Source organism: Priestia sp. YIM B13551 (genome assembly GCF_042787905.1).
Lineage (GTDB): Bacteria > Bacillota > Bacilli > Bacillales > Bacillaceae_H > Priestia.
Genome location: NZ_JBHZOX010000022.1, coordinates 1 through 19882 on the forward strand (window position 1 = coordinate 1; position 19882 = coordinate 19882).

Below are 19882 nucleotides of genomic sequence, written 5' to 3' on the forward strand. Positions count from 1 at the left end.
GAAGTCTGGGTAGTTTTTTTATAAAAATCGATCGCTTCTTTCATCGAAGAAACGTTTAATTTTTGTAGAATGCTGCGCCTCTAATTCTTAATTGTGCTCTCTTCTCTGAACAAAATATTTTGCATCTCTGTAATAGAATGGCCATCAAGTGTGAGAGCAAAAACGTCTTGTTCAGATGTCGTAAGTTGTTTCAAAAAAAGTTTTTCTTTAAGCATCTGACATTCTTCTTCCACACGTTTAAGACGATCTACTTCTTGTACTAAATCAGAAGCCACACTCAAAATATTTTCGATACCCATTAACAATTTTTCGGTTTGATTCATCTTAAGACCCTCCTGTTTTTTGAGGGCAACCCATGTTATAATAAAAGTCCTTACGAGTTCTACATGGGGTGCTTTCCTTGCCGGGAAAGTGTCCTTTTATTTTGTTTTTTTCTTCTACCTTTTTGAATCTTTAAAGAGTTCTTTTTCTAAAAGTTGAACAAGAAAATCTTTTTTGCTTAAACCTTCTTCAATGCATCTCTTGGCAAATTCCTTAAACAGTTCTTCTGGGATATCAGCATTTAAACGCTTAAATCCAGGTTGCGTTTTAGGCATAAATTTCATCGCCCCTTTTCAAGTGCGCACTCAAATGAGTGCTAATTAAAATTTTAAAGGATATAATTACCATAGTAAACAATGTTTTTTTAAATTGACTAGGGTTATGTAAATAAATTACCTCCAAATCTTTTGATATGAACGGCAAAAAACTCCTGATTTCAACCACAATCAGGAGTTTTTCTAATTAGTCGAGAATACATCAAAAAAACCAAGGTTGCTCTTAGAATAAAACGACGGGGTACGCTCACCTCATCATATGCATTCATATTATTTTAAGAAACTTGCCTAACCTAAGAGAATTTTAAATAACTTGATATATGTAAAAAGCCCTTCAATTAAAAGGCTTTTTATTGAATTAGCAGTAACCTCCATAGCCACCACTAAAACAACTACATCCAATAATGACAAGAAGAATAAATAAGACAATTAGAAGGGCAAAACCTCCACCAAGTCCACATCCACCATAACTAGACATACTATCGCTCCTTTTTAAAAAATTTGAGTAAAGGAGTAGGGATATAATTTACATGGGCTAACGTATTATATGTATCCGTAAGCATTTATGAGCATGTTTAATTCTCAAATAAAAATCACTAGTATTAAACCCGACCGTAATAGTTTTTAAAATTGTAGTTTTTATTTTAAAAAACTATTACTTTTTACTTATTTTTCACAAAACAGGGACACTAACCTAAGAAGTAAACTAGGTAAATGTATATTCTTAATTTGATAAGAAAAAATGGAGGTTTCGCTCATGAATTCAGAAATACACTTTTTACCCAGTTTATATTCTCAAGAAAATCAGTTAAACCATGCAGATGAACGGTTTATTGGAAGACCTGGTTTTGGCTTTGGAAGACCCGGTTTCGGTTTCGGCCATCCAGGGTTCGGCTTTGGAAGACCTGGTTTTGGTGGTCCCTTTGTAGGAGGGTTAGCTGGTGGCTTATTAGCCGGTTCTTTACTTTCTCCATATGGCTATGGTGGTTATGGCTATGGAGCTCCATATGGATACGGTGGTTATGGTGGTTACGGCTATGGATCCCCATATGGATACGGTAGTTATGGCTATGGAGGTTGCTGTTAATCGCCTTTGAAATGAAAGTAGAATGTTTAAAATTGAGATTTGTCCTGTGTTATGTAAAATAAGAATTTAATGTTTAAATATCTATCAAACTAACATACAAAAATTCTATTAGAAATAAAATCCGATGGAATTCATTATTTCATCGGATTAATGGTAAAAAGATCCTTATAAACTTCATCTACTTATTAATAACTACTTTTAAAGCAAGTACAACCAACAATAACTAATAATATAAACAGAACAACAATAATAGCAAAACTACCACCTGAGTTACCACCGTAACCACCATAGCCATAGCCGCCTCCAAAACCGCAGCCACCTCCGTAACCACCGAAAAAGCCCATATCTTCACCACCCTGCACGTTATATTTTTATAATATGTACAAGTAATAAAAATGTTCGCCTAAAATATACAAGCTCCAATTAATCATTAATGTACGGACAATCGTACAAGCCTTTTAAGAAGTTTTACATAGAATGAAGTATCCTTGTACAAGGAAAAGGTGCCTAACCCCCTGAACCTGTTATTACCACCACCAAAATAACAGGTTTAGTACATAATAAAAAAAGCTATGTATAGAACAGCCCCCACTCCCGGCTTTTTAAAATATATTATATACACCTTTATTTTGTATAAAAGAATTCACACTCTTTCAGAACTCCTGTTTTTTTGCAAATCATATAATAAGAAAACCACTCTTAAACCTAAAAGTATGCGTCAATTTAGATTTAGGTAACTTGCCTATTATGAATATTCTTTTATCAGTTGAGCAAACTATTCAAGACGCCGTGAAAGGGTCATTTACGATTTTGACTCAACGAATAGAAGACCATCTCTTTAAACTGGGAAGAGATGGTCTTTTTCTGTTTTTTAGATATATATCATATATATGTTTAGTTACCATAATGGATTTTAATTATCTTTTGTTTTGTAATAACTTTAACAACAGGCTAAAAAATATAATGAATTTTATTTAAGATATAGAGAATGGAGTGTTAAATTTAGTACAGGCCTGAATTTTTCTTTTACAAATATTAGACCCTCTTGTCCATCGTCAGTACCGTCATTTAATAATTCGATGTTAGGATTTAGATTATGAATTTCTTCTGCAAGTTTTACTACTAATGCTTGTGTTATCCCTCTTCCATTATTTGTTGTTTTTCTAAGACTTGCCCATGACTGCCCGTTTGGAAGTTCTCCTCCAGCAATCATTCCTATGATCTGTCCGTCAATTTCAGCAACAAGAATAATCTGGTTAAGTTGAGTGTAATACTTCAAGATTTGACGATACTCTATTTTATCGCTAATATAAAAATATTTTTCATCTGTAGTTTTGAACCAATGATTATATAGATTGATTAAATTATCATAATCGCTGGGTGTATAATACCTTATAATCAAACCAGGATTTTTCCTATAGAAATTATTAATTGATTCTCTCACATAGGCAAAATCTTTCCCAGACAAAGAAATAAGCTTCTTAATGCTATAATGCCGTTCCATTACGTTACGTCCTCTGGTTTTATGGTATGAAAACTTAAAGTATTTATCAAATAAATTCGATTCTTGTAAAAATTCCAATTGTGCCTCGTTAAGAATAGAGACCTTTGTATGTGAATTAGATTTATCATTCCATGTATAACAGAACATTAGACATTTGTATAATACGTTTACAACGTGATCGGGGCTTCCTTCACCAAAAGGAACACATTGTAAGTGGATTTGATTTTTACTTTTTGAAAACCGAAATGTTACAAGCATGTTGTCTATGATAGTCCATAATATTGTTAGATAAGAAGAAGAAGCGTATAAATATGGGAACGATGTGGACCATTCATTAACAGGTATATTTGATTTCTTTATATAATTAGAGTAAATATGAATATCATCTATACATAACTCTTTAAACTTCCACCCAGTAGCTGCTTCTAATTGTTGGGTTATATTCACTTTCTTCCTCATCCTTTTTATCATTTATTTAATATATTATGTAGTATCAAACATCGGATAATTTTTTAAAAATATAATCTATTATATTTAAATGGACTCATTTTGCTGGTATGCTTGTCTATTCCTGTTTAATAAAAGTTTGGGATGCATAAGGAATCAACCATAAAAAAGACATTGGGTAAGCTTCAACCAACGTCTTTTTATATCTGGTTAGTTACTGTTATTAAATAATAGAGAAAATTATCTAGGTTAGGTTAACTCTTGAAGAATCTAGAATTAAGAACAACAACAGCAACAACAACATCCTCTGTCATGATCTTTTTTATCATCTTTTTTATTATCTTTTTTAATAATTACTTTGTCTGTCTTAATAATCACTTTATCAACATGAATAACTTTTTTTCTTTTACCATAGGACATTTAAATCACCTCCTACATAAAAGAGATACTACATAATATGAAAAAAAATAAAATTGGTACAAGCTAAACGCCTACTTATAGAGCATTTCTATAAAAATGATCAAATAATCTAGTTTTAGTCTTTTAATCAATAGCCTCTTACCTCTATTAACTAAAAATTTTCTTTGCAATCTCCAAGCTTGTCCAAACCCTTTTTATTATCTTGCATACTATAGAAGTGAGCATACCCCTGCTCTTTCAATAGATCCTGAGTTCCTATATTGCTATTATCTTAAAGGAAAAACTGCTGCCTGGTGATAAACAGTGGTTTTTTCTTTTTGAATCATTTCTAATTTTCATAGAAGGAGCAAAAATCGTCCAAGCTTTTTCTATAAGATTACATATCATAATTATATATCTTGTCTTACGAAGGGAAGTGATGATATGTCTTCGGAACATCATTTTCGTGGAAATTGCTATCGCCATTGCAATGTAATATTTGTGACATTCAATCAAACAACTGGCAGAGTGGTACTTATTAGTCCTTCTATAGGCACAATTCCTCCAGCTTGTGCAAATGACACATCTATTCAAGACCTTACCGTGTGCTTATTGAAAGACGGCTATACAATCCAAGCATTCTATCAGGAAACCTTTATCTTCTCAAAATGTAAAAGCTATGATACAAAATAGAAAATAAAATAAGAAATGAATAAAACTCTATAACCTGAGCAAACTATCCAAGATGGATGAATCATCGCTCTGTATAAAATCACTTGTAAACAAAAAAACCTACTGAACAGGAGCAGTAGGTTTTTTCTGTTTTTTAAGCTGTATAAGATATGCATCTTTAGTTACCATAATCACAATTATAAGAAGCAAAAAGAGCCTGAATCATTTAGAAATAGGCTCTTTTTGCTTTGAATATATAAATTCTTTTTGAAAGAATTAAATAAAATTTCTCAGCTCTTAATAAATGGTTTCCAAAGCAAAAAAGGACATTTCTTTTATGCCCTGTTCCCTTGTATCAGTCCCACCTACGCTAAATACTATGACAGCCACTCATGCTATCCAACCTATTTTCATTATACATGAAAGTGTTTACAATGTAAAGTTATTATTGAAATATTCTGTTTATTTAATCGTTATATATTTAGTTAATCTCTATAACTTCTAAACATATAATCTAACAATGGAATCTTTAAAGATTCCTAAACTTAGAGGAGGTGTAATTATGAAATTAAGGGGTAATTTAAATGCATTAATTGGTGTCTGGTTTATTATCGCACCTTGGGCTATCGGTTATTCAGATCAATCAGGAGCTTTATGGTCAAGTATAATTTTTGGAATCATTCAAGTTATTGTATCTTTATGGGGCTATGACAAACCCGGCTGGAATTCATGGCAAAACTGGATCTCCGCGATTACTGGTGTCTGGTTTATAATTTTCCCATTTATCTACTCATTAACAAATGGAGAGCTTTGGTCAAGCGTAGTTCTTGGTTTAATCACGATTATATTTAGTTTATGGAACTTAGGATCTAATTCGGGTTCAAAGGCTGCTGGTTAAAAATAAAACGGATAGGAATTGACTATTTGAGCAAACTACTCAAGATGCCCTCCGACTTGGCATCTACAACTAATTTTCTTCCTTAGCAGAAAAAACTACTGAACATAGCCAGTAGTTTTTTCTCTTTTTAGCCTGTATATCGTATACAGCTGTAGTTACCATAATGGATGTTATCGGCAATTGCTATGTATATGCAGTAAAGATAAATAAAAAAGGTTGCTAATAATTAAAATAAAACTGATTTTTAATTATTAGCAACCTCTGGCAACTTTCATAAATAATTTTTTTCATATTGTACAAGAACTTTGTTACTAATTGAATATTATATGGGGGGGAAAACAAGGAAAGGATGATTAAAATAGATATTTATGACTCTTATTACAACCCTCGCGATGGAAAATATTATATTAGAAAGAATATCAAAAGAAATAATCTAAATAACTTACAAAAAAACAAAAATAAAATTGATCATGTCCATAAGTCGGACGATAAATTATATGAAATAATTATAAATAATAATCATAACCACCCAATTAAAGTTAGTATAATTATGCCCACTTATAATAAATATGATCAAACCTCCCTCTCTCTTTACGGCTTATCAAAACAAACGTTTCCCTACTCTGATTATGAAGTTATCTTAGTGGATGATGCCTCTTCTGATAAAACTCCTAATATTTTAAGAGAAATTGATGTCCCATTCAAATTTAAATATATTCAAATGAAACAAAATAAAGGACGTTCATCTGTACGCAATATAGGAATTAACCATGCTGAGGGAGATGTTTTAATCTTTTTGGATGGAGAAATGTTAGCCCCTCCTCATTTTATTGAAAATCATTATAAACATCATATCCAGGAATCAAATCTTGTGGTTACAGGAGCTATGCATTATGAGGGAGTCTACACTTTCATTATGCCAGACTACAATGAAGATCAATTAGCACATTTAAAAGATCTAGTAAAAAAAGATCCCGAGTATATGAAATCTTATGAGAACTATGAACATACTAAACATAACTCAAATACCTCTTATCCTCTTATAAAAAAAGAAGATGTTGATACAGAGCGTTTCCGAAGTTTATCATTTCCTAATCGTTATTTTCTTAATAGTGGATTAAAACATTTCGGAAATAGACTGAATGGATTTACCCTACCTTATATTGCGTTTTTAAGTGGAAATGTATCAGTAAAGAAGGAACAATTAAATAAATCTGGCTATTTTGATGAAACCTTTGTTGGCTATGGAGCAGAAGATTGGGAACTTGGGTATCGTCTATATAAAAACGCAGCACAATTTGTTTTAGATCCATCTACAGTTGCTTATCATCAAGAGCATCCAATATCTAAGCGAAAACTAAAAGAACAATGGGGTAATCATTATCGTTTCATTAAAAAGCATCCAAATATAGACGTTCTTATCTTATCTCTTGAATGGAAGGAGTTTTCGTTTATGCATATGCATCAGACATTAGTTGAATATAATGCACTGAATGAACGCTTTCCAAATGACTATAATGAACTAAAAAATGCTTTTCGAGTAATGCTTTTTAGAATTATTGAATATTTGAATAATGAACAGCCCGTTACTAAACTTTACAATCTTCCTGAAGGTTCAGAAGAAAGACTGAAAATTCATCAACAATTTGAAACATTACGACCTCTTGGGTTTGATTATCTGGCAAGTTCTTTTGAACAATTATATCAATTATAAATTTCATAAAATCAAATAATGAAAATTGTCTTACAATAAAAGTTCCCTCAAATTATACAAGCAAATTGTGGGATTGTTATATATAATTATTTTATTTAAGGAGCAAAAATATGGATCGAGCCCTACCTAAGTATGTTGCCCTAACTTTTGATGATGGACCGTCAGCTTATACAGCCTACATTTTAGATATTCTAAAAAGATATAATATACCTGCGACATTCTTTGTTGTTGGTTCAGAAGTAAAGAAATTCCTAAATTTAATACGACGCATTGATACAGAAAAACATGTTATTGGAAATCATACATGGAACCATCCTGATATAACAACTCTTTCTCAGAATGAATTGTGGGAAGAAATTAATTCTACAAATATTCAAATAAGGAAAATAATAGTCCATTCTCCAAATCTATTTCGTCCCCCTTATAGTTCAATAAATGATAAGACTGCTGCCGATATCGGAAAATTTGGAATGACTTCTGTTTTATGGAATATAGATAGTCAAGATTGGCATGAAAAATCTCCCTTTGCTATACATCAACATATTATTAAAAATCTAAAGAACAATAATCTTATTATAATGCATGATGGGGATCAATACGGTAGTGGGCCTCGAGATCAAACTGTTACTTCATTAATTAAAATTATTAAATATTTAATAAAAAATAATTATTGCTTTATAACGGTTCCAGAGTTTCATCAACTTGCATATAAGATTGAAAAATGTTCTTAACGTAAAAAGTTATCAGTCGAAAATAGGAGTTCAGTTCACACTACCCGATGGTAGTTTTTTCGCTATTTTTAAGTGTATATCCTATACAATCTTAGTTCATATAATGTAGTTTATCAGAACAAAAAGGCATCAGATACTAAAGTATCTGATGCCTTTTCTATTTTAGAACATGTCCAAACTTTATCATTACAAAGCTTCACTTTATAAAAAAACACTAAGTTTTATCACCCTGTAAACAAATGGACCTAATAAGCTTGATATTAATTAGATTCTGGACCAAAAGCATAGCCAACTCCAGTATCTATATTCACTTCAATACATAATAAAATGCCCATAATCAATGACAGTAATTTCACCTTTCTTAGATAACCTTACATTACGATTACCCATATCCCTAGGTTTGATTCCGGCAGCTAGAAATTTGTTTTTTAATTGAGGTGATTTTTCTTGATATATTCTATTAGGAACTTTAATGTTCATTTTTTTCATTATGATCCAACCATGTCCAACCTCTTTGACTGGGCAGAGGTGTTTTCGTAAATCAGCCCGACAATGGTTATATATTTTAAATTCCCTTTCATTACATTGAATCCCCTTCTTAGTAAGGGCTACTTTTAATACATATCCATTATTAAGATCAAAGACAATACGTTGCCAACCATTACCAATCTTTTTGTATTTCAACTGTAAGATTTCTTTAGCTGCGTTAGCCCTTTGACTTTTACTGCCATTCTTATAATGATGAATTTCTGATAGCCATAAATTAATAGATTGTATCTCCCAATTAGACAAAAAAAGACTCAACCTTAATTCTCCCCCCTCTCTTTTTTGTTTCTAAACTCATAGTTTATGCAATAGAAGAATGCCTTGACAGGATGTTTGTATAAAAAAACAAGAACTATAAGCCTAATTTTTTCTAAAGAAAAAACATTCCAACATATAATTTGATAATAGAATCTTTAAAATTTAGTTACCATAAAACATATTTTTGGAAGTGAAAAAAGGCCATGTTCTCACTTAAAGAACATGACTAGGAAAGAGAGTAACCTGCAGGTATACCATATATAATATGTAGTTTAAGAATGGCTTGTACTAAATAAATACCCTATTTTTTATATTAACGAATAAAATTATGCATCTCGAGCAAACTACTCAAGACGCTCTGCAACGTCAGCTAACTATTGATTACCATTCAGCAAAAAGAAAAAACTACTGATCCCTGTTTAGTAGTTTTTTCTTTTTAAGCTGTATATCGTATTCAATCTTAGTTAACATAATGGATTTTATCGGCAATTTCTATGTATAAACAGTAAAGATAAATAAAAAAGCTAGCATAAAGCTAACTTTTTAAAATAGGAAATAAAGGTAAATAATAATTAAAGTAAAGGTGATCTTTAATTATTAGCAACCACCAAAGCCTCCGCCAAAACAAGAAGCGCCAATAATAATTAATAAAATGAATAGTACAATGATTAAGGCAAAGCCGCCACCACAGCCGCCTCCGCCATAACCACAGCCACCGTAACCTCCAAAGCCCATATTTCCACCCCCTATATGCTTAATACTTTTAAGGTATGTATAAAAAATGAAAATGCTCGCCCATAACTGCACTGAAAGAAATAACAAGATTTTTGTAGATATATATAAACCCTTTAGATTACTTTACATAGAATGAATGAACCATTCCATTGAATCCCAGTAAATCAGTTACCCTCCCTAACGGATTTGCAGTTGTTAAAAACCAGAAAAACTCCCTGCCGCCTGGGAGTTTTTCTGGTTTTAAGCTGTATACGATATACAAATTTAGTTAACATAATCACCATTATCAGAACCAAGAACCCTGGGGATCAATGATTCCCAGGGTTCTTGGTATTTATTTATTTAAAATAGAAGGATGTAAAAATAAAAAGTTATATTTTTATTTTTTATACAGATTAATACTATGTATTTTTCATTTATAAGATCACCTATATCCCACTTGAAGCATAAACACGAAAAACATTCACTGTATTTTTACTGATTTTAGGAGTCGCATATGCGACTCCTTTTAATTACTATGAATGAGATTCTTTTCAATAACCTCCGCCATATCCGTACCAAGGGTAATATGGATATGGATAATAATATGGTGGATAATACGGATAATATGGCCGTGGACGTGGATAGTAATATGGTGGGTAATGGTATGGATAATATGGTCTTGGTCTCGGCCTTGGATATGGGTAATGGCTATATGGTTGTCTTTCATCCCCAAGGTTTACAAACTCAAGTTGTTCTTCAGAATTAAAGTCTTGATATTCCAAAACATAACCTCCTAGACATATTTTCTACCTTCTACTTTATTCAACTGTTTAAGTTTTGGAGTAAGTACAAGAAAGGTGATTAAAAATATAAACAGAAATACCAATTACTGGATTTATTGTCCATTCAAAAAAAACAGAAAAAACAACCTACCACAACAAGGAGTTTTTTCTGTTTTTATACTGTATATCATATACAAGCTTAGTTAACATAATGGGTTTTTATAGGTAGTCATAACACAAAGTGAGAAACATAAAATACAATAAGGAACTATCAGCCTGATCTTTCCATAAGAAAAAACAATCCAACTCCCACGGATTGTTTTTTCTCTTTTTATATAAATGATTAATTTTTTACATATTGAGCAAACTACTCAAGACGCCGCCAGGCATCAACCAACAACTACAGCTTAAAAACAGAAAAAACTCCCCAGATGGCAGGGAGTTTTTTCTGTTTTTTAATCTGTATATGATATACAGATTTAGTTAACATAATGGATTTTCTCGGCATTCATAAAAGATAAACATTAAGCATAATAAATAAAACAAAGGACCCAACAAATACAAAAAACATTGGCCAAGAATTAGCCAATGTTTTTTGTATTTAGATAAATACTGTTAAGAAGGTGTTTTCTTAGAAAGACGGATGATTCTAAGAATACAAATTCATTCTATTCATTGACCTGTTTTTAAGTGAATTGTCTATCTGAATAACATTTAGCAATGTGAGCAAACTACCCAAGATGTTTTAAAGTATCAAATAAAACGGAATAATGTACACACTAAAAAACTTCCTACGGAAATAGGGAGTTTTTCTATTTTTAACCTGTATATCGTATACATCTGTAGTTAACATAATGCCTCTTAACGGAACACATCACAAAACAACCCTTTGGCGAACAAGGAGTTGTTTACTTTAACATTTTCTGGTTTATGTAGGATTTTATACATTATTGATTTAACAACATTCCTCTGACGGCCAAACTAAAATTTAATGCATAAAATATCTATTTTTTATACATTAAATTTCTACTAAATAAAAGGAGATAACCAAGTCCTCTCGAATTTGTTTAGATAAAATTGTATCACATAGAAAGCATAAAGATAACATATTAGGAACGGAGGCCAATTATGGATATAAAGCAAGATACAATAAATGCTGAAGAAATGGCCAAGCGATTAAATACAACTTCCAGTAATATTAGAAAATGGTGTATTGAATTAGAAAAGCATGGTTATGAGTTTGTAAAAGATAACAGAAAGAAGCGTTACTATTCTGTTACTGATCAAACTTTATTGTCAAACTTAAAATACGCTATTCAAGAGAAAAAACTTCCATTAGAAATAGCTGCAATGACTGTTGTAAAAGGGTTTGATAGAAACCGTTCCTTATCAATCACACAAGAAGAACACTTAAAAAATGAAGAAAATAACCGTAAGCTAACTGTTCACCAAGAACATAATAATCACACAACAGAAATTGTATTAAATACAATGAAAGAACAGTTTGAACAGCAACAGTCCATTAATAATAAATTATTAGAAATGCTAGATCATTATAAAGAAGCTTTGAAAACATCTGAAGAGAAAAGACAAACAGAACAAGAACAGATGAACAAACAATTAAAAGAATTAGAAGAACGTTTGGCCGAAAGAATAGGTAAACAAATTAATAATAGGGATAAAGAAATGATGGACTACATACGTAAATCACAAAAGCACAACCAGCAACAGCTATTAGAAATTGCAGCTACAAAAGAAGAAGAGCAACACAGAAGTTTTTTTGCTCGTTTATTTGGTAAATAATAATATCATTATAAAAATTAAGTGTTCCTCAATAAGCACATAAAAGGAACAGTAGTTTTAACAGCAATCTTTTGGCCGCCTTAAGGCGGCCCTTTAGCCTTTATGGCTATTTTTTAAATATGAAAAAGATATAAAAAGAGTCTTGCAATCCTAATAGCAAATTGCTATTTAATATAAGAGTGAGAGAGACAAGACTTTTAAGATATAAGAAAGCTTTATATATCAAGGGATACAGCGTTTTTCATAGTTACCATTTTCGGGAACTACGAAAATAAATAAAAAAGCCTTATAAAGGCTTTTTTAAAACAAACGTATAGGCAAATTTTTTATTACTGGTTTTCTCATTGCTTTTTTAAACATTGTTTTCAAAGTTTCATTAACATGATCTTTTGATCCAGAAATCATAATATTTGTTAATATAAAAAATGGGGTATTTATTTAGTACAAGCCATTCTTAAACTACATATTATATATGGTATACCTGCAGGTTACTCTCTTTCCTAGTCATGTTCTTTAAGTGAGAACATGACTTTTTTTACTTGTGAGAATATGTTTTATGTAAAAGAGCTCTGTATACGATATATAACTTAAAAACAGAAAAGCCACTGGCGTATATCATTGACTTTTCTGCAATGAAGGTTGTCAACTTGAAAACAAACACAGTGAGGATTCCCAAACGGATACTTCACAGCGTCTTGAGTAGTTTGCCTGATATTATAGTTTTTAACTCTTTTTTATGAACTAAATAGCCTATTTTAGATCTAAATCCAATCTATACCAGTTGTTTGTACATATAATGCCATAACTTATGTATATATTGAAGCTTTTTCTGTTAGTTAATTATCCAGAAAAGGAGTATCTATATGTCTAGTTGTGGTGGATTTGGTTCTGGCTTTGCTTTATTAATTGTACTATTTATTCTTCTTGTCATTATCGGATGTAGTTGTTACGGCCGTGGATTTGGTGGTTACTAACGATAAAAAAGTCTTTCTTTAACATAAGAAAGACTTTTTTATTCTAGGTTGTGCAAGGCGTGCGTTTAATCCGTAATAGAACTGATTGGGCGGATTCAATCAATCTATTATAAAGGGAGTCAAACTCATGGATGGGATCTGAGGATGCTTCATTGTATGTGAAAGAAGCTAAAAGGTTATTATTTTTTATTTATAGTGTGATAAAAATTAGTCTATTTACTCCATGGAGCAAATTCATTTTTTAATCATATTCTAAATGTATGAAAAATAAGGAGGTGAAGTTTATGTTCTTTGGCGGTTATGGCGGAGGATATGGCTATGGTTATGGTGGCGGCTGCGGTTACGGCGGAGGCAGTGGCTTTGCTCTAATCATTGTGCTATTTATCTTATTAATTATTATCGGTTGTTCTTGTTGGGGAGGATTTGGTGGTTGCTAATAATTAGACGGTATTTTTGTTTTAATTATTAGTCTTACTTTATCCCTAACTCTAAAAAAGTTAGCTTCATGCTAGCTTTTTTTTATTAGCTAATCATGAACTCACAGTATTTTAGAAATAAACATGCTCATAAATATTTACTGTTACATATAATGCATAGCCCATGTAAAATCTGTTCCTGCTCCTTTAGTCAAATTTTATGAAAGGAGTGATAGTATGTCTAATTGTGGTGGATTTGGATTCGGTGGAGGTTTTGCTCTTCTAATTGTCTTATTTATTCTTCTTATCATTATTGGATGTAGTTGTTTTGGTGGAGGCTACGGAGGTTTCTGCTAATTCAATAAAAAAGCCTTTCAATTGGAAGGCTTTTTACATAGACCAAATGATTTTAACTTGTTTTATGATAAGTAAGTTTCTAAAACATTATAAATACATAAGATATGGCCAGTTTACTCCATTACTTTATTATATGAATCTATCCCTTACTAATTTAAAAGACTCCTGATTGTGGTCAAGATCAGGAGTCTTTTACTGCTCGTATCTTAAAAGTTGGAGGATATTGATATGCATATTTTATAATGTGTTAAATGGTGGAAATAATATGGACAAGTATAACCAATTTTGTATTATATAAAAAAATTATACTTTTAAACGTTTAACTTATACCAAATTTCATTTTCTTCATAACATGTATTAAACGTGTTTGGAGGTGATTTTATGCCAAGAGGTCGTACAGGTAACCGTCGTACAGGTAACCGTCGTACAGATAACCGTCGTACAGATAACCGTCGTACAGATAACCGTCGTACAGATAACCGTCGTACCAATAACCGCCGTACTTCTCGTAACCGTCTAGATAATTTTCGAAGAGGAGATCGAATTCAGGTATTTTCTGCGGGAAGACAACTTGATGGAAACGGCATTTTTATTCGTGTAGAAAATGGTTTTTTAGTTTGGGAAGATAACTCAGGTAATAGAAATACTACTAGTTTAGAAGTTATTAGCATTCGTAGATTGCGTAGGGGAAACTGTCACTAATTTTTGGGACGGGCTTTAACCTAATATCAAGAGAAAAGCTCTCTTAGTTAGTGGAGGGCTTTTTGAATTAGTAAGATTTAAAAAAGATAGTATAAATAAAATAAGTAGAGTTAATTTATTTACATACTCATAGTCAACTTGAGTTGACTGAAAGTACCTTAAGTCACAGATGTTTTAGGTTGATATTTATTTTATTTGTGTTAGGCAAGTTACCTAATAAAGAATAACAGCATAAGTTACAATAAGTGTTCAAAAGAGAAAGGAGTAGGTTTATGCCTTATTCTATTATTGTTGGTAATGTATTGACTAATGGGATTACCCAAAACGGAAATCTAGATTTTGGTCATACAGTGCACAATAGTCATACAGCTAATTCAAAATGGGTAGGAGCTTGTATTTCTATGGGTAATTTCTCTCCTTCTACGTCTTGGATGGCTAATGGGAATTTTGATCCCGATTTTAGTGACCAAGATCAAATTGCAAACCCTTCTATGCCAATATCAGGGCAAGTTTAACAATAAAGGAGTATACTCTTTATGCCATGTAATATTAATGTTCAGAATCTCCATACTAACGGAGTTACAGAAAATGCAAATCTAGATATAGGTAACAACGTTCAAAACAGTCATACAGCTAATTCAAAATCAGTAGGAGCCTGTTTTTCTTTTGGTAATACATCTCCTTCAGTGGCTCACATGTTAAATAATAATTGTGATCCAGATATTAGCGATCAAGGCCAAGTTGATAACACTTCAAACACTTAAATTTTAATAAATAATAATTTATAAAAATATCCTTTTTGTTCACTTTCTTATTTGATGATTAATAGTAAAAAGCTTCCGGATGTTTCATTCAGAAGCTTTTTTTATATAGGTGACAATAGTACAAGCTAAAAAAAACTAAAGGAATAAAATATTTTATCTAGATTAAAAGGAGGGATATATATGTGTTGTTGGAACAATATCTTCTTCTGTAGTTTCTGTGGTTGTAGACGTCGTTGCTGTAACCACAACAATAATTTTGGCGGTTGCTCTTGTGGTAGACATAATCCTCATAACCACAATGACCGTTGTAGTTGTAAGGATAATAAAAATAATCATCACAAAAATCATAATTGTAACTGTAGAAATAATGTTCATTCACATTATTAGTTTTATTAATGATCAATTTCTAGCCCATGATTTTCGAGTTTAGTAACTTAATCCTTGATCTTACCCAGATGATCTTTTTTTGTTTGAAAGATCTAGTATATATAGATCATCTTATTGATTTTTAATGGATTTTTCAATCGTAGATGACGTTACTAGGGTCTTCTTTGCAACGTCTAAAAGAACCTTATCTGGGTCCTGCCACAAGGATTCTATTTTATGATGTGTTCAGGAGAGAGACATTGTGTTAACTAAAAATATATAGCATATGCAGCGTAAAAACAGAAAATTATTATTCTATTTAAAATGTGCTATTATCTATTATCATTAACCCTCACATCCTTTCATTATCTGCATATCCTATTAGTAGGTAATCCCTACTTTAAAATAGAACATTTTTATTTGGTATTTTTAGTACAAGCTCTTTGTAATTTTTTATTTGTATAAAAAATTTGAAGGAATGGTGAGTAAATGAGTAAACATAAGGGCAAACACAAGCATCATCATAAACATGGTAAGTGGTGTGCGTTAGAATCTTCTTCTCATCCAATTTTTGGTGATGTCAATCAATTAGCAGCTCAAAAAGCTGAAACTCTTCAGTTTTCTAAAGAAGATATCCTGATTTATGATTCAGAAAATGTAGAAATTAATACGACAGATACAAAAGTAGGGTTGTCAATTCAAGCAGCTTTACAGGCAGCTATTGTGGTTATTTTAACTATTTCTTTAGGAAGTAGTACAGAAGCTGATAAGGTAGCGCAAGAACTTTTCCAAAAATCCTCTATTAAACAAATTAATAAGCAACGTACAATTGTTAAAAACTCAAGAAATGTTAAAGTGACAACTACAGACACTGATATTGCAGCTAATATTCAAATTCTTATTCAGCTTTTAGTTGCTCTATTAATCAAATTAGATATCTTTTAAGCTTAAAAGTACAAGCCTTTGGAATAAGCCAAAGGCTTGTGCTACTTCTTATAATGTGTTTCATGTCAACCAAAACCCATATATAATATATAGTATAGAATTAGAAAAACTCCCAATGTAAATAGGGAGTTTTTCTATAAATTAATGAGATTCCAGATTGAAAATGCTTCTCAGCAGTTTAAATAGTTTGCTCAAACTATGGGATGCTATTCATTTTATTTTTAACCTACAGCTTTTGAGTCCGAATTAGTTCCTAAGCTCCATAGGCTAAATATAATCGTAATTAAACCAAGAATTACGCTTGACCAAACCTCTCCATTTGTTAATGAATAAATAAATGGGAAAATTACAAACCAGACGCCAGTAATCACTGAAATCCAATTTTGCCACGCACTCAAACCAGATTTGTCAAATCCCCACAATGACACGATAATCTGAATAATCCCAAAAAATGTACTTAATGACAAAGCTCCTGATTGATCTGCAAAACCAATAACCCAAGGTGCACTAGTAAACCAGGCACCAATTAATGCATTTAAAATACCTCTTGTTTTCATAATCACATCTCCTCAAAGTTTATGAAACCTTTAAAGATACCATTATTGAATTATATGCTTAGAAATTATTGAAATGAGATTATATGGTGGCTGATAAAAAAAGAGAAAAACCAATCCGTCACAGATGAATTGATTTTTCTCAAAGAAAGAACAGGCTTATAGTTCCTGATTATATTTCATGTTTCTTATTTTGCGTTATTACTACCTATAAAATTCATCATGGTAATTTAACATGTATATCATATACATGTTAAAATGAAAAATAGATACCCTTAATTAAATATGTTCTCGTAGAATATTAAAAACGCTTTATTTCAACTTCTTATTATGGTCCAACAGTTTCGTCACAGTCTCCAATAAATGTTTGGGGGGAAATAGGAGCAGTAAAAGTTGTGTGGAATACAGTACCGTCCTCACCTGTTGCCGTAATAACGATGGTAGCTATATCTGTTATTGGGTTAATTGTATACGAGAAATCAACAGTAAAATCGCCATCCAGTACATTTCCGGCTGCCTGTGCTGTTCCATCCATTAATGTAGCTATCGTGTTATCAACACAAGTTATTGTTCCACGTCTTCCCTGTGTGAAATTAATGGTATTCATTCCACTATCATCTCCAAACTCGACGTTGAAGTTATTAACAGCCGGATTACAATTTGGTCCGCCGGTAAAACATTGAACTGCTGAAAAGTTTATCGTCCCTGTAAAAGTAGTTTCGCCTCCATTAGGATCTGTGACTGTAACTGTTGCTGTAGCATCCTGACCTGAAATACCTAAACGAAATTTACAAGGACATGGTCCAATACCCATACTATCTCTCCTTTTTCTAATTTATATAATTATATGATCCAAACAAATTTATGTAAGGGCGAATGAATTAATATTTTCATATTATTTGGCCAAGTATGAAAATATTTCTAATAAGATAAAAATAAAAGAGCGACTTTCCTCTAAAGTGAGTTTGACGCTCTTGATACTAATTGCATTGCTATTCCAAAGCAAGGTAAGCAGAGTATTCAATGGGTCGAGTCAGTGAGTGATCGAGCACACCTTTTAATGGATGAGGAAGGGAGTTCACCTCAAAAATCCATACATATCCGTCTTCATCTATTCCTAAATCAATTCCTAAATCTGCTATATGATGTCCAGATTTTTCTAAGGTATGACAAATCTTAAATCCAATATTAACAAGAGTTTCTTCAATTTTAACGTTATCTATATTTTTATTGCCAGGGAACATTTTAGTTAAGTTTTTTATAGGTTGAGCTGTTAAAACTTTTTGAGTTATATGGCTGTCATTTGAAGCGACACGGAGTAACAAAAGAGAGACATCCCATTGACCTTGACTATTTTTATTCATATTTAGGCGAATGTCAGTGGCTTTTTGATACCAAGTAATGGTTTGAATGCTTTGTTGTATGATATAGGTTTTAGAAAGTTTCGGTGAAATCCAATCCTGAAAATTTTCGTAGGATTCGAATGATTTTCTTTTCAAGCTTTCTTTTTCTCGATAGGTCAATTCGACAATCGCCTCTCCTTTCCATCTAACTCTAAAAATACCTCTGCTTCCGTGGCCGTGCCTAAGGTCAACAGGTTTTAAAAAAATATCTTTATAGACAGATAAAAGGTGTTGGAGATTTGTTTTATGTTCAAGCTTTTGTGTGTATGGAAGGTAAGGGCACAGTGCAACATCTCTTCTTAATATTTCCCAGCATTCCCATTTATCAAATATGAAATTATTAAAAACTTTACAGCCAATAAGTCCCTCGATTTTTCTTACTATCTTAGGTTCGACATGACATTGCAAATAAATAACACTAGGGAGGGGGAAAACCCCTTGTTTTTCATAAATTTTCTCCTCATTTTTCTTTAAAGCAATTCCTTTTATCTTACGACTCGTGAAATCTAAGTCGTCTATATAAAACTTTATGATGGTGATATCATTGACATATCGTTCAAGTCTTTTCTCTACTAGTCTTTGAAATACTGGTTTTAGTTTAGATACACAAATCCCTATAACGGGATTCGCACCTTTATTCTGATTTATGATCATCACTCCCAAAAGTATATGAATTTGTAAAATATTATAACTTTAAATTTAATGCGATTATGTAATATATATGATTAATTGCTTTTATATACTGAGTTAAATAATAAAATTTCCTCTGTTTACTATGGTAATTTTATCTCTTGAACTAAAGTATAAGCAACGTTGCAAAATAAATGCATTGTACGGAAGGAAGAGCATATGAGTAGGGTGAAAGAAGGAAATCGACGTCTTACTTGTGATATTCCAGGAGGGTTACATAAGGAACTACGTTTTTTAGCTGTAGAGCATGATACAGCTGTTATGAAAGATGTAAATTTGAGTTTAGCTTTTGATTTAATATAAGAAATAAATCGTCTTAAACGTGTGGAAGAAGAATGTCAGATACTTTTAAAAAACCTTTTTTAAAAACAACTTACACCATGTAAACAAGACGTTTTTGCTCTTGCTCTTGATGGCCATTCTGTTAAGGAAATGCAAGATATTTTGTTCAAAGAAGAGAACACAATTAAGACTCAGAGACGCAGCATTCTACAAAAATTAAACGTTTCTTCGATGAAAGAAGCGATCGATTTTTATAAAAAAACTACCCAGACTTC

26 protein-coding genes and 1 pseudogene are annotated in these 19882 nt (G+C 31.7%); 16 read left to right on the forward strand and 11 right to left on the reverse strand.

Annotation, left to right across the window (positions count from 1 at the left end; genetic code table 11):
* Positions 1-80 precede the first annotated feature (80 nt).
* The 3 genes from ACFX4N_RS30315 to ACFX4N_RS30325 form a co-directional block, all read right to left on the reverse strand.
* The gene (locus ACFX4N_RS30315) at positions 81-323 is read right to left on the reverse strand and encodes a hypothetical protein (RefSeq protein ID WP_377263730.1); all 243 of its coding nucleotides are present in this window, start codon (positions 321-323) and stop codon (positions 81-83) included.
* Between the two features lie 114 nt (positions 324-437).
* Positions 438-596: a hypothetical protein gene (locus ACFX4N_RS30320; RefSeq protein ID WP_156622831.1), complete on the reverse strand. Its 159-nt coding sequence runs from the start codon at positions 594-596 to the stop codon at positions 438-440.
* Positions 597-954: 358 nt separating this feature from the next.
* Positions 955-1074 (reverse strand): YjcZ family sporulation protein, encoded by a 120-nt coding sequence (locus ACFX4N_RS30325; RefSeq protein ID WP_192101270.1) that lies wholly within the window; start codon positions 1072-1074, stop codon positions 955-957.
* Between the two features lie 279 nt (positions 1075-1353).
* On the opposite strand from ACFX4N_RS30325, the gene ACFX4N_RS30330 reads away from it, so the two are divergent.
* Positions 1354-1683, forward strand: a complete 330-nt coding sequence (locus ACFX4N_RS30330; RefSeq protein WP_377263732.1) for a hypothetical protein — start codon at positions 1354-1356, stop codon at positions 1681-1683.
* A gap of 185 nt (positions 1684-1868) precedes the next feature.
* Here the strand turns inward: ACFX4N_RS30330 and yjcZ (ACFX4N_RS30335) are convergent, their stop codons facing one another.
* The 3 genes from yjcZ (ACFX4N_RS30335) to ACFX4N_RS30345 all read right to left on the reverse strand — a co-directional run bounded on the left by yjcZ (ACFX4N_RS30335) (position 1869) and on the right by ACFX4N_RS30345 (position 4054).
* Positions 1869-2027 carry a sporulation protein YjcZ gene (gene yjcZ, locus ACFX4N_RS30335; RefSeq protein ID WP_080781597.1) on the reverse strand — a complete coding sequence of 53 codons (159 nt, stop codon included), beginning with the start codon at positions 2025-2027 and terminating at the stop codon, positions 1869-1871.
* Positions 2028-2653: 626 nt separating this feature from the next.
* Entirely contained in the window at positions 2654-3634 is a 981-nt protein-coding gene (locus ACFX4N_RS30340; protein WP_377263734.1) for a phosphatidylglycerol lysyltransferase domain-containing protein, read from the reverse strand.
* A 276-nt stretch (positions 3635-3910) separates the two neighbouring features.
* Positions 3911-4054, reverse strand: a complete 144-nt coding sequence (locus ACFX4N_RS30345) for a hypothetical protein (RefSeq protein ID WP_221785210.1) — start codon at positions 4052-4054, stop codon at positions 3911-3913.
* A gap of 423 nt (positions 4055-4477) precedes the next feature.
* Between ACFX4N_RS30345 and ACFX4N_RS30350 the strand changes: the two genes are divergently transcribed.
* The 4 genes from ACFX4N_RS30350 to ACFX4N_RS30365 all read left to right on the forward strand — a co-directional run bounded on the left by ACFX4N_RS30350 (position 4478) and on the right by ACFX4N_RS30365 (position 8048).
* The gene (locus ACFX4N_RS30350; protein WP_328261355.1) at positions 4478-4726 is read left to right on the forward strand and encodes a hypothetical protein; all 249 of its coding nucleotides are present in this window, start codon (positions 4478-4480) and stop codon (positions 4724-4726) included.
* Between the two features lie 541 nt (positions 4727-5267).
* Positions 5268-5603: an SPW repeat protein gene (locus ACFX4N_RS30355; RefSeq protein WP_301264905.1), complete on the forward strand. Its 336-nt coding sequence runs from the start codon at positions 5268-5270 to the stop codon at positions 5601-5603.
* Between the two features lie 349 nt (positions 5604-5952).
* Positions 5953-7317 carry a glycosyltransferase family 2 protein gene (locus ACFX4N_RS30360; RefSeq protein ID WP_377263737.1) on the forward strand — a complete coding sequence of 455 codons (1365 nt, stop codon included), beginning with the start codon at positions 5953-5955 and terminating at the stop codon, positions 7315-7317.
* Positions 7318-7427: 110 nt separating this feature from the next.
* Positions 7428-8048: a polysaccharide deacetylase family protein gene (locus ACFX4N_RS30365; RefSeq protein ID WP_377263739.1), complete on the forward strand. Its 621-nt coding sequence runs from the start codon at positions 7428-7430 to the stop codon at positions 8046-8048.
* A 312-nt stretch (positions 8049-8360) separates the two neighbouring features.
* Here ACFX4N_RS30365 and ACFX4N_RS30370 read toward each other — a convergent pair whose 3' ends face one another.
* Positions 8361-8852, reverse strand: coding sequence for a hypothetical protein (locus tag ACFX4N_RS30370; RefSeq protein ID WP_377263741.1), 492 nt, complete (start codon positions 8850-8852; stop codon positions 8361-8363).
* Between the two features lie 597 nt (positions 8853-9449).
* On the reverse strand, positions 9450-9587 hold the full coding sequence (locus ACFX4N_RS30375; protein ID WP_377263743.1) for a YjcZ family sporulation protein: 138 nt from the start codon (positions 9585-9587) through the stop codon (positions 9450-9452).
* Between the two features lie 517 nt (positions 9588-10104).
* On the opposite strand from ACFX4N_RS30375, the gene ACFX4N_RS30380 reads away from it, so the two are divergent.
* The 9 genes from ACFX4N_RS30380 (at position 10105) to ACFX4N_RS30420 (ending at position 16678) form a co-directional block, all read left to right on the forward strand.
* On the forward strand, positions 10105-10335 hold the full coding sequence (locus ACFX4N_RS30380; RefSeq protein ID WP_377263745.1) for a hypothetical protein: 231 nt from the start codon (positions 10105-10107) through the stop codon (positions 10333-10335).
* A 1144-nt stretch (positions 10336-11479) separates the two neighbouring features.
* On the forward strand, positions 11480-12154 hold the full coding sequence (locus ACFX4N_RS30385; RefSeq protein ID WP_377263747.1) for a hypothetical protein: 675 nt from the start codon (positions 11480-11482) through the stop codon (positions 12152-12154).
* Between the two features lie 863 nt (positions 12155-13017).
* A complete protein-coding gene (locus ACFX4N_RS30390) occupies positions 13018-13128 on the forward strand; it encodes a YjcZ family sporulation protein (RefSeq protein ID WP_301264951.1) in 111 nt (36 codons plus the stop codon).
* A gap of 284 nt (positions 13129-13412) precedes the next feature.
* Positions 13413-13565: a sporulation protein YjcZ gene (gene yjcZ, locus ACFX4N_RS30395; protein ID WP_057275383.1), complete on the forward strand. Its 153-nt coding sequence runs from the start codon at positions 13413-13415 to the stop codon at positions 13563-13565.
* A 216-nt stretch (positions 13566-13781) separates the two neighbouring features.
* Positions 13782-13901, forward strand: a complete 120-nt coding sequence (locus tag ACFX4N_RS30400; RefSeq protein WP_082612005.1) for a YjcZ family sporulation protein — start codon at positions 13782-13784, stop codon at positions 13899-13901.
* Between the two features lie 381 nt (positions 13902-14282).
* Positions 14283-14603: a hypothetical protein gene (locus tag ACFX4N_RS30405; protein ID WP_377263750.1), complete on the forward strand. Its 321-nt coding sequence runs from the start codon at positions 14283-14285 to the stop codon at positions 14601-14603.
* Between the two features lie 272 nt (positions 14604-14875).
* On the forward strand, positions 14876-15118 hold the full coding sequence (locus ACFX4N_RS30410; RefSeq protein WP_048022330.1) for a spore germination protein: 243 nt from the start codon (positions 14876-14878) through the stop codon (positions 15116-15118).
* Positions 15119-15139: 21 nt separating this feature from the next.
* Entirely contained in the window at positions 15140-15367 is a 228-nt protein-coding gene (locus ACFX4N_RS30415) for a spore germination protein (protein ID WP_057275381.1), read from the forward strand.
* A gap of 855 nt (positions 15368-16222) precedes the next feature.
* Complete coding sequence (locus ACFX4N_RS30420) at positions 16223-16678, forward strand: spore coat protein (protein ID WP_057275379.1); 456 nt, start codon at positions 16223-16225, stop codon at positions 16676-16678.
* Positions 16679-16899: 221 nt separating this feature from the next.
* Here the strand turns inward: ACFX4N_RS30420 and ACFX4N_RS30425 are convergent, their stop codons facing one another.
* The 3 genes from ACFX4N_RS30425 to ACFX4N_RS30435 all read right to left on the reverse strand — a co-directional run bounded on the left by ACFX4N_RS30425 (position 16900) and on the right by ACFX4N_RS30435 (position 19289).
* The gene (locus tag ACFX4N_RS30425) at positions 16900-17235 is read right to left on the reverse strand and encodes an SPW repeat domain-containing protein (RefSeq protein ID WP_377263752.1); all 336 of its coding nucleotides are present in this window, start codon (positions 17233-17235) and stop codon (positions 16900-16902) included.
* 325 nt (positions 17236-17560) lie between these two features.
* Positions 17561-18046, reverse strand: a complete 486-nt coding sequence (locus ACFX4N_RS30430; protein WP_377263753.1) for a hypothetical protein — start codon at positions 18044-18046, stop codon at positions 17561-17563.
* Between the two features lie 178 nt (positions 18047-18224).
* Complete coding sequence (locus tag ACFX4N_RS30435; RefSeq protein ID WP_377263755.1) at positions 18225-19289, reverse strand: YheC/YheD family endospore coat-associated protein; 1065 nt, start codon at positions 19287-19289, stop codon at positions 18225-18227.
* Positions 19290-19484: 195 nt separating this feature from the next.
* On the opposite strand from ACFX4N_RS30435, the gene ACFX4N_RS30440 reads away from it, so the two are divergent.
* Together ACFX4N_RS30440 and ACFX4N_RS30445 are read left to right on the forward strand one after the other, a co-directional pair.
* Entirely contained in the window at positions 19485-19628 is a 144-nt protein-coding gene (locus ACFX4N_RS30440) for a hypothetical protein (protein ID WP_192101286.1), read from the forward strand.
* A gap of 78 nt (positions 19629-19706) precedes the next feature.
* A pseudogene (locus ACFX4N_RS30445) lies at positions 19707-19882 on the forward strand (response regulator transcription factor); the annotation flags it as partial.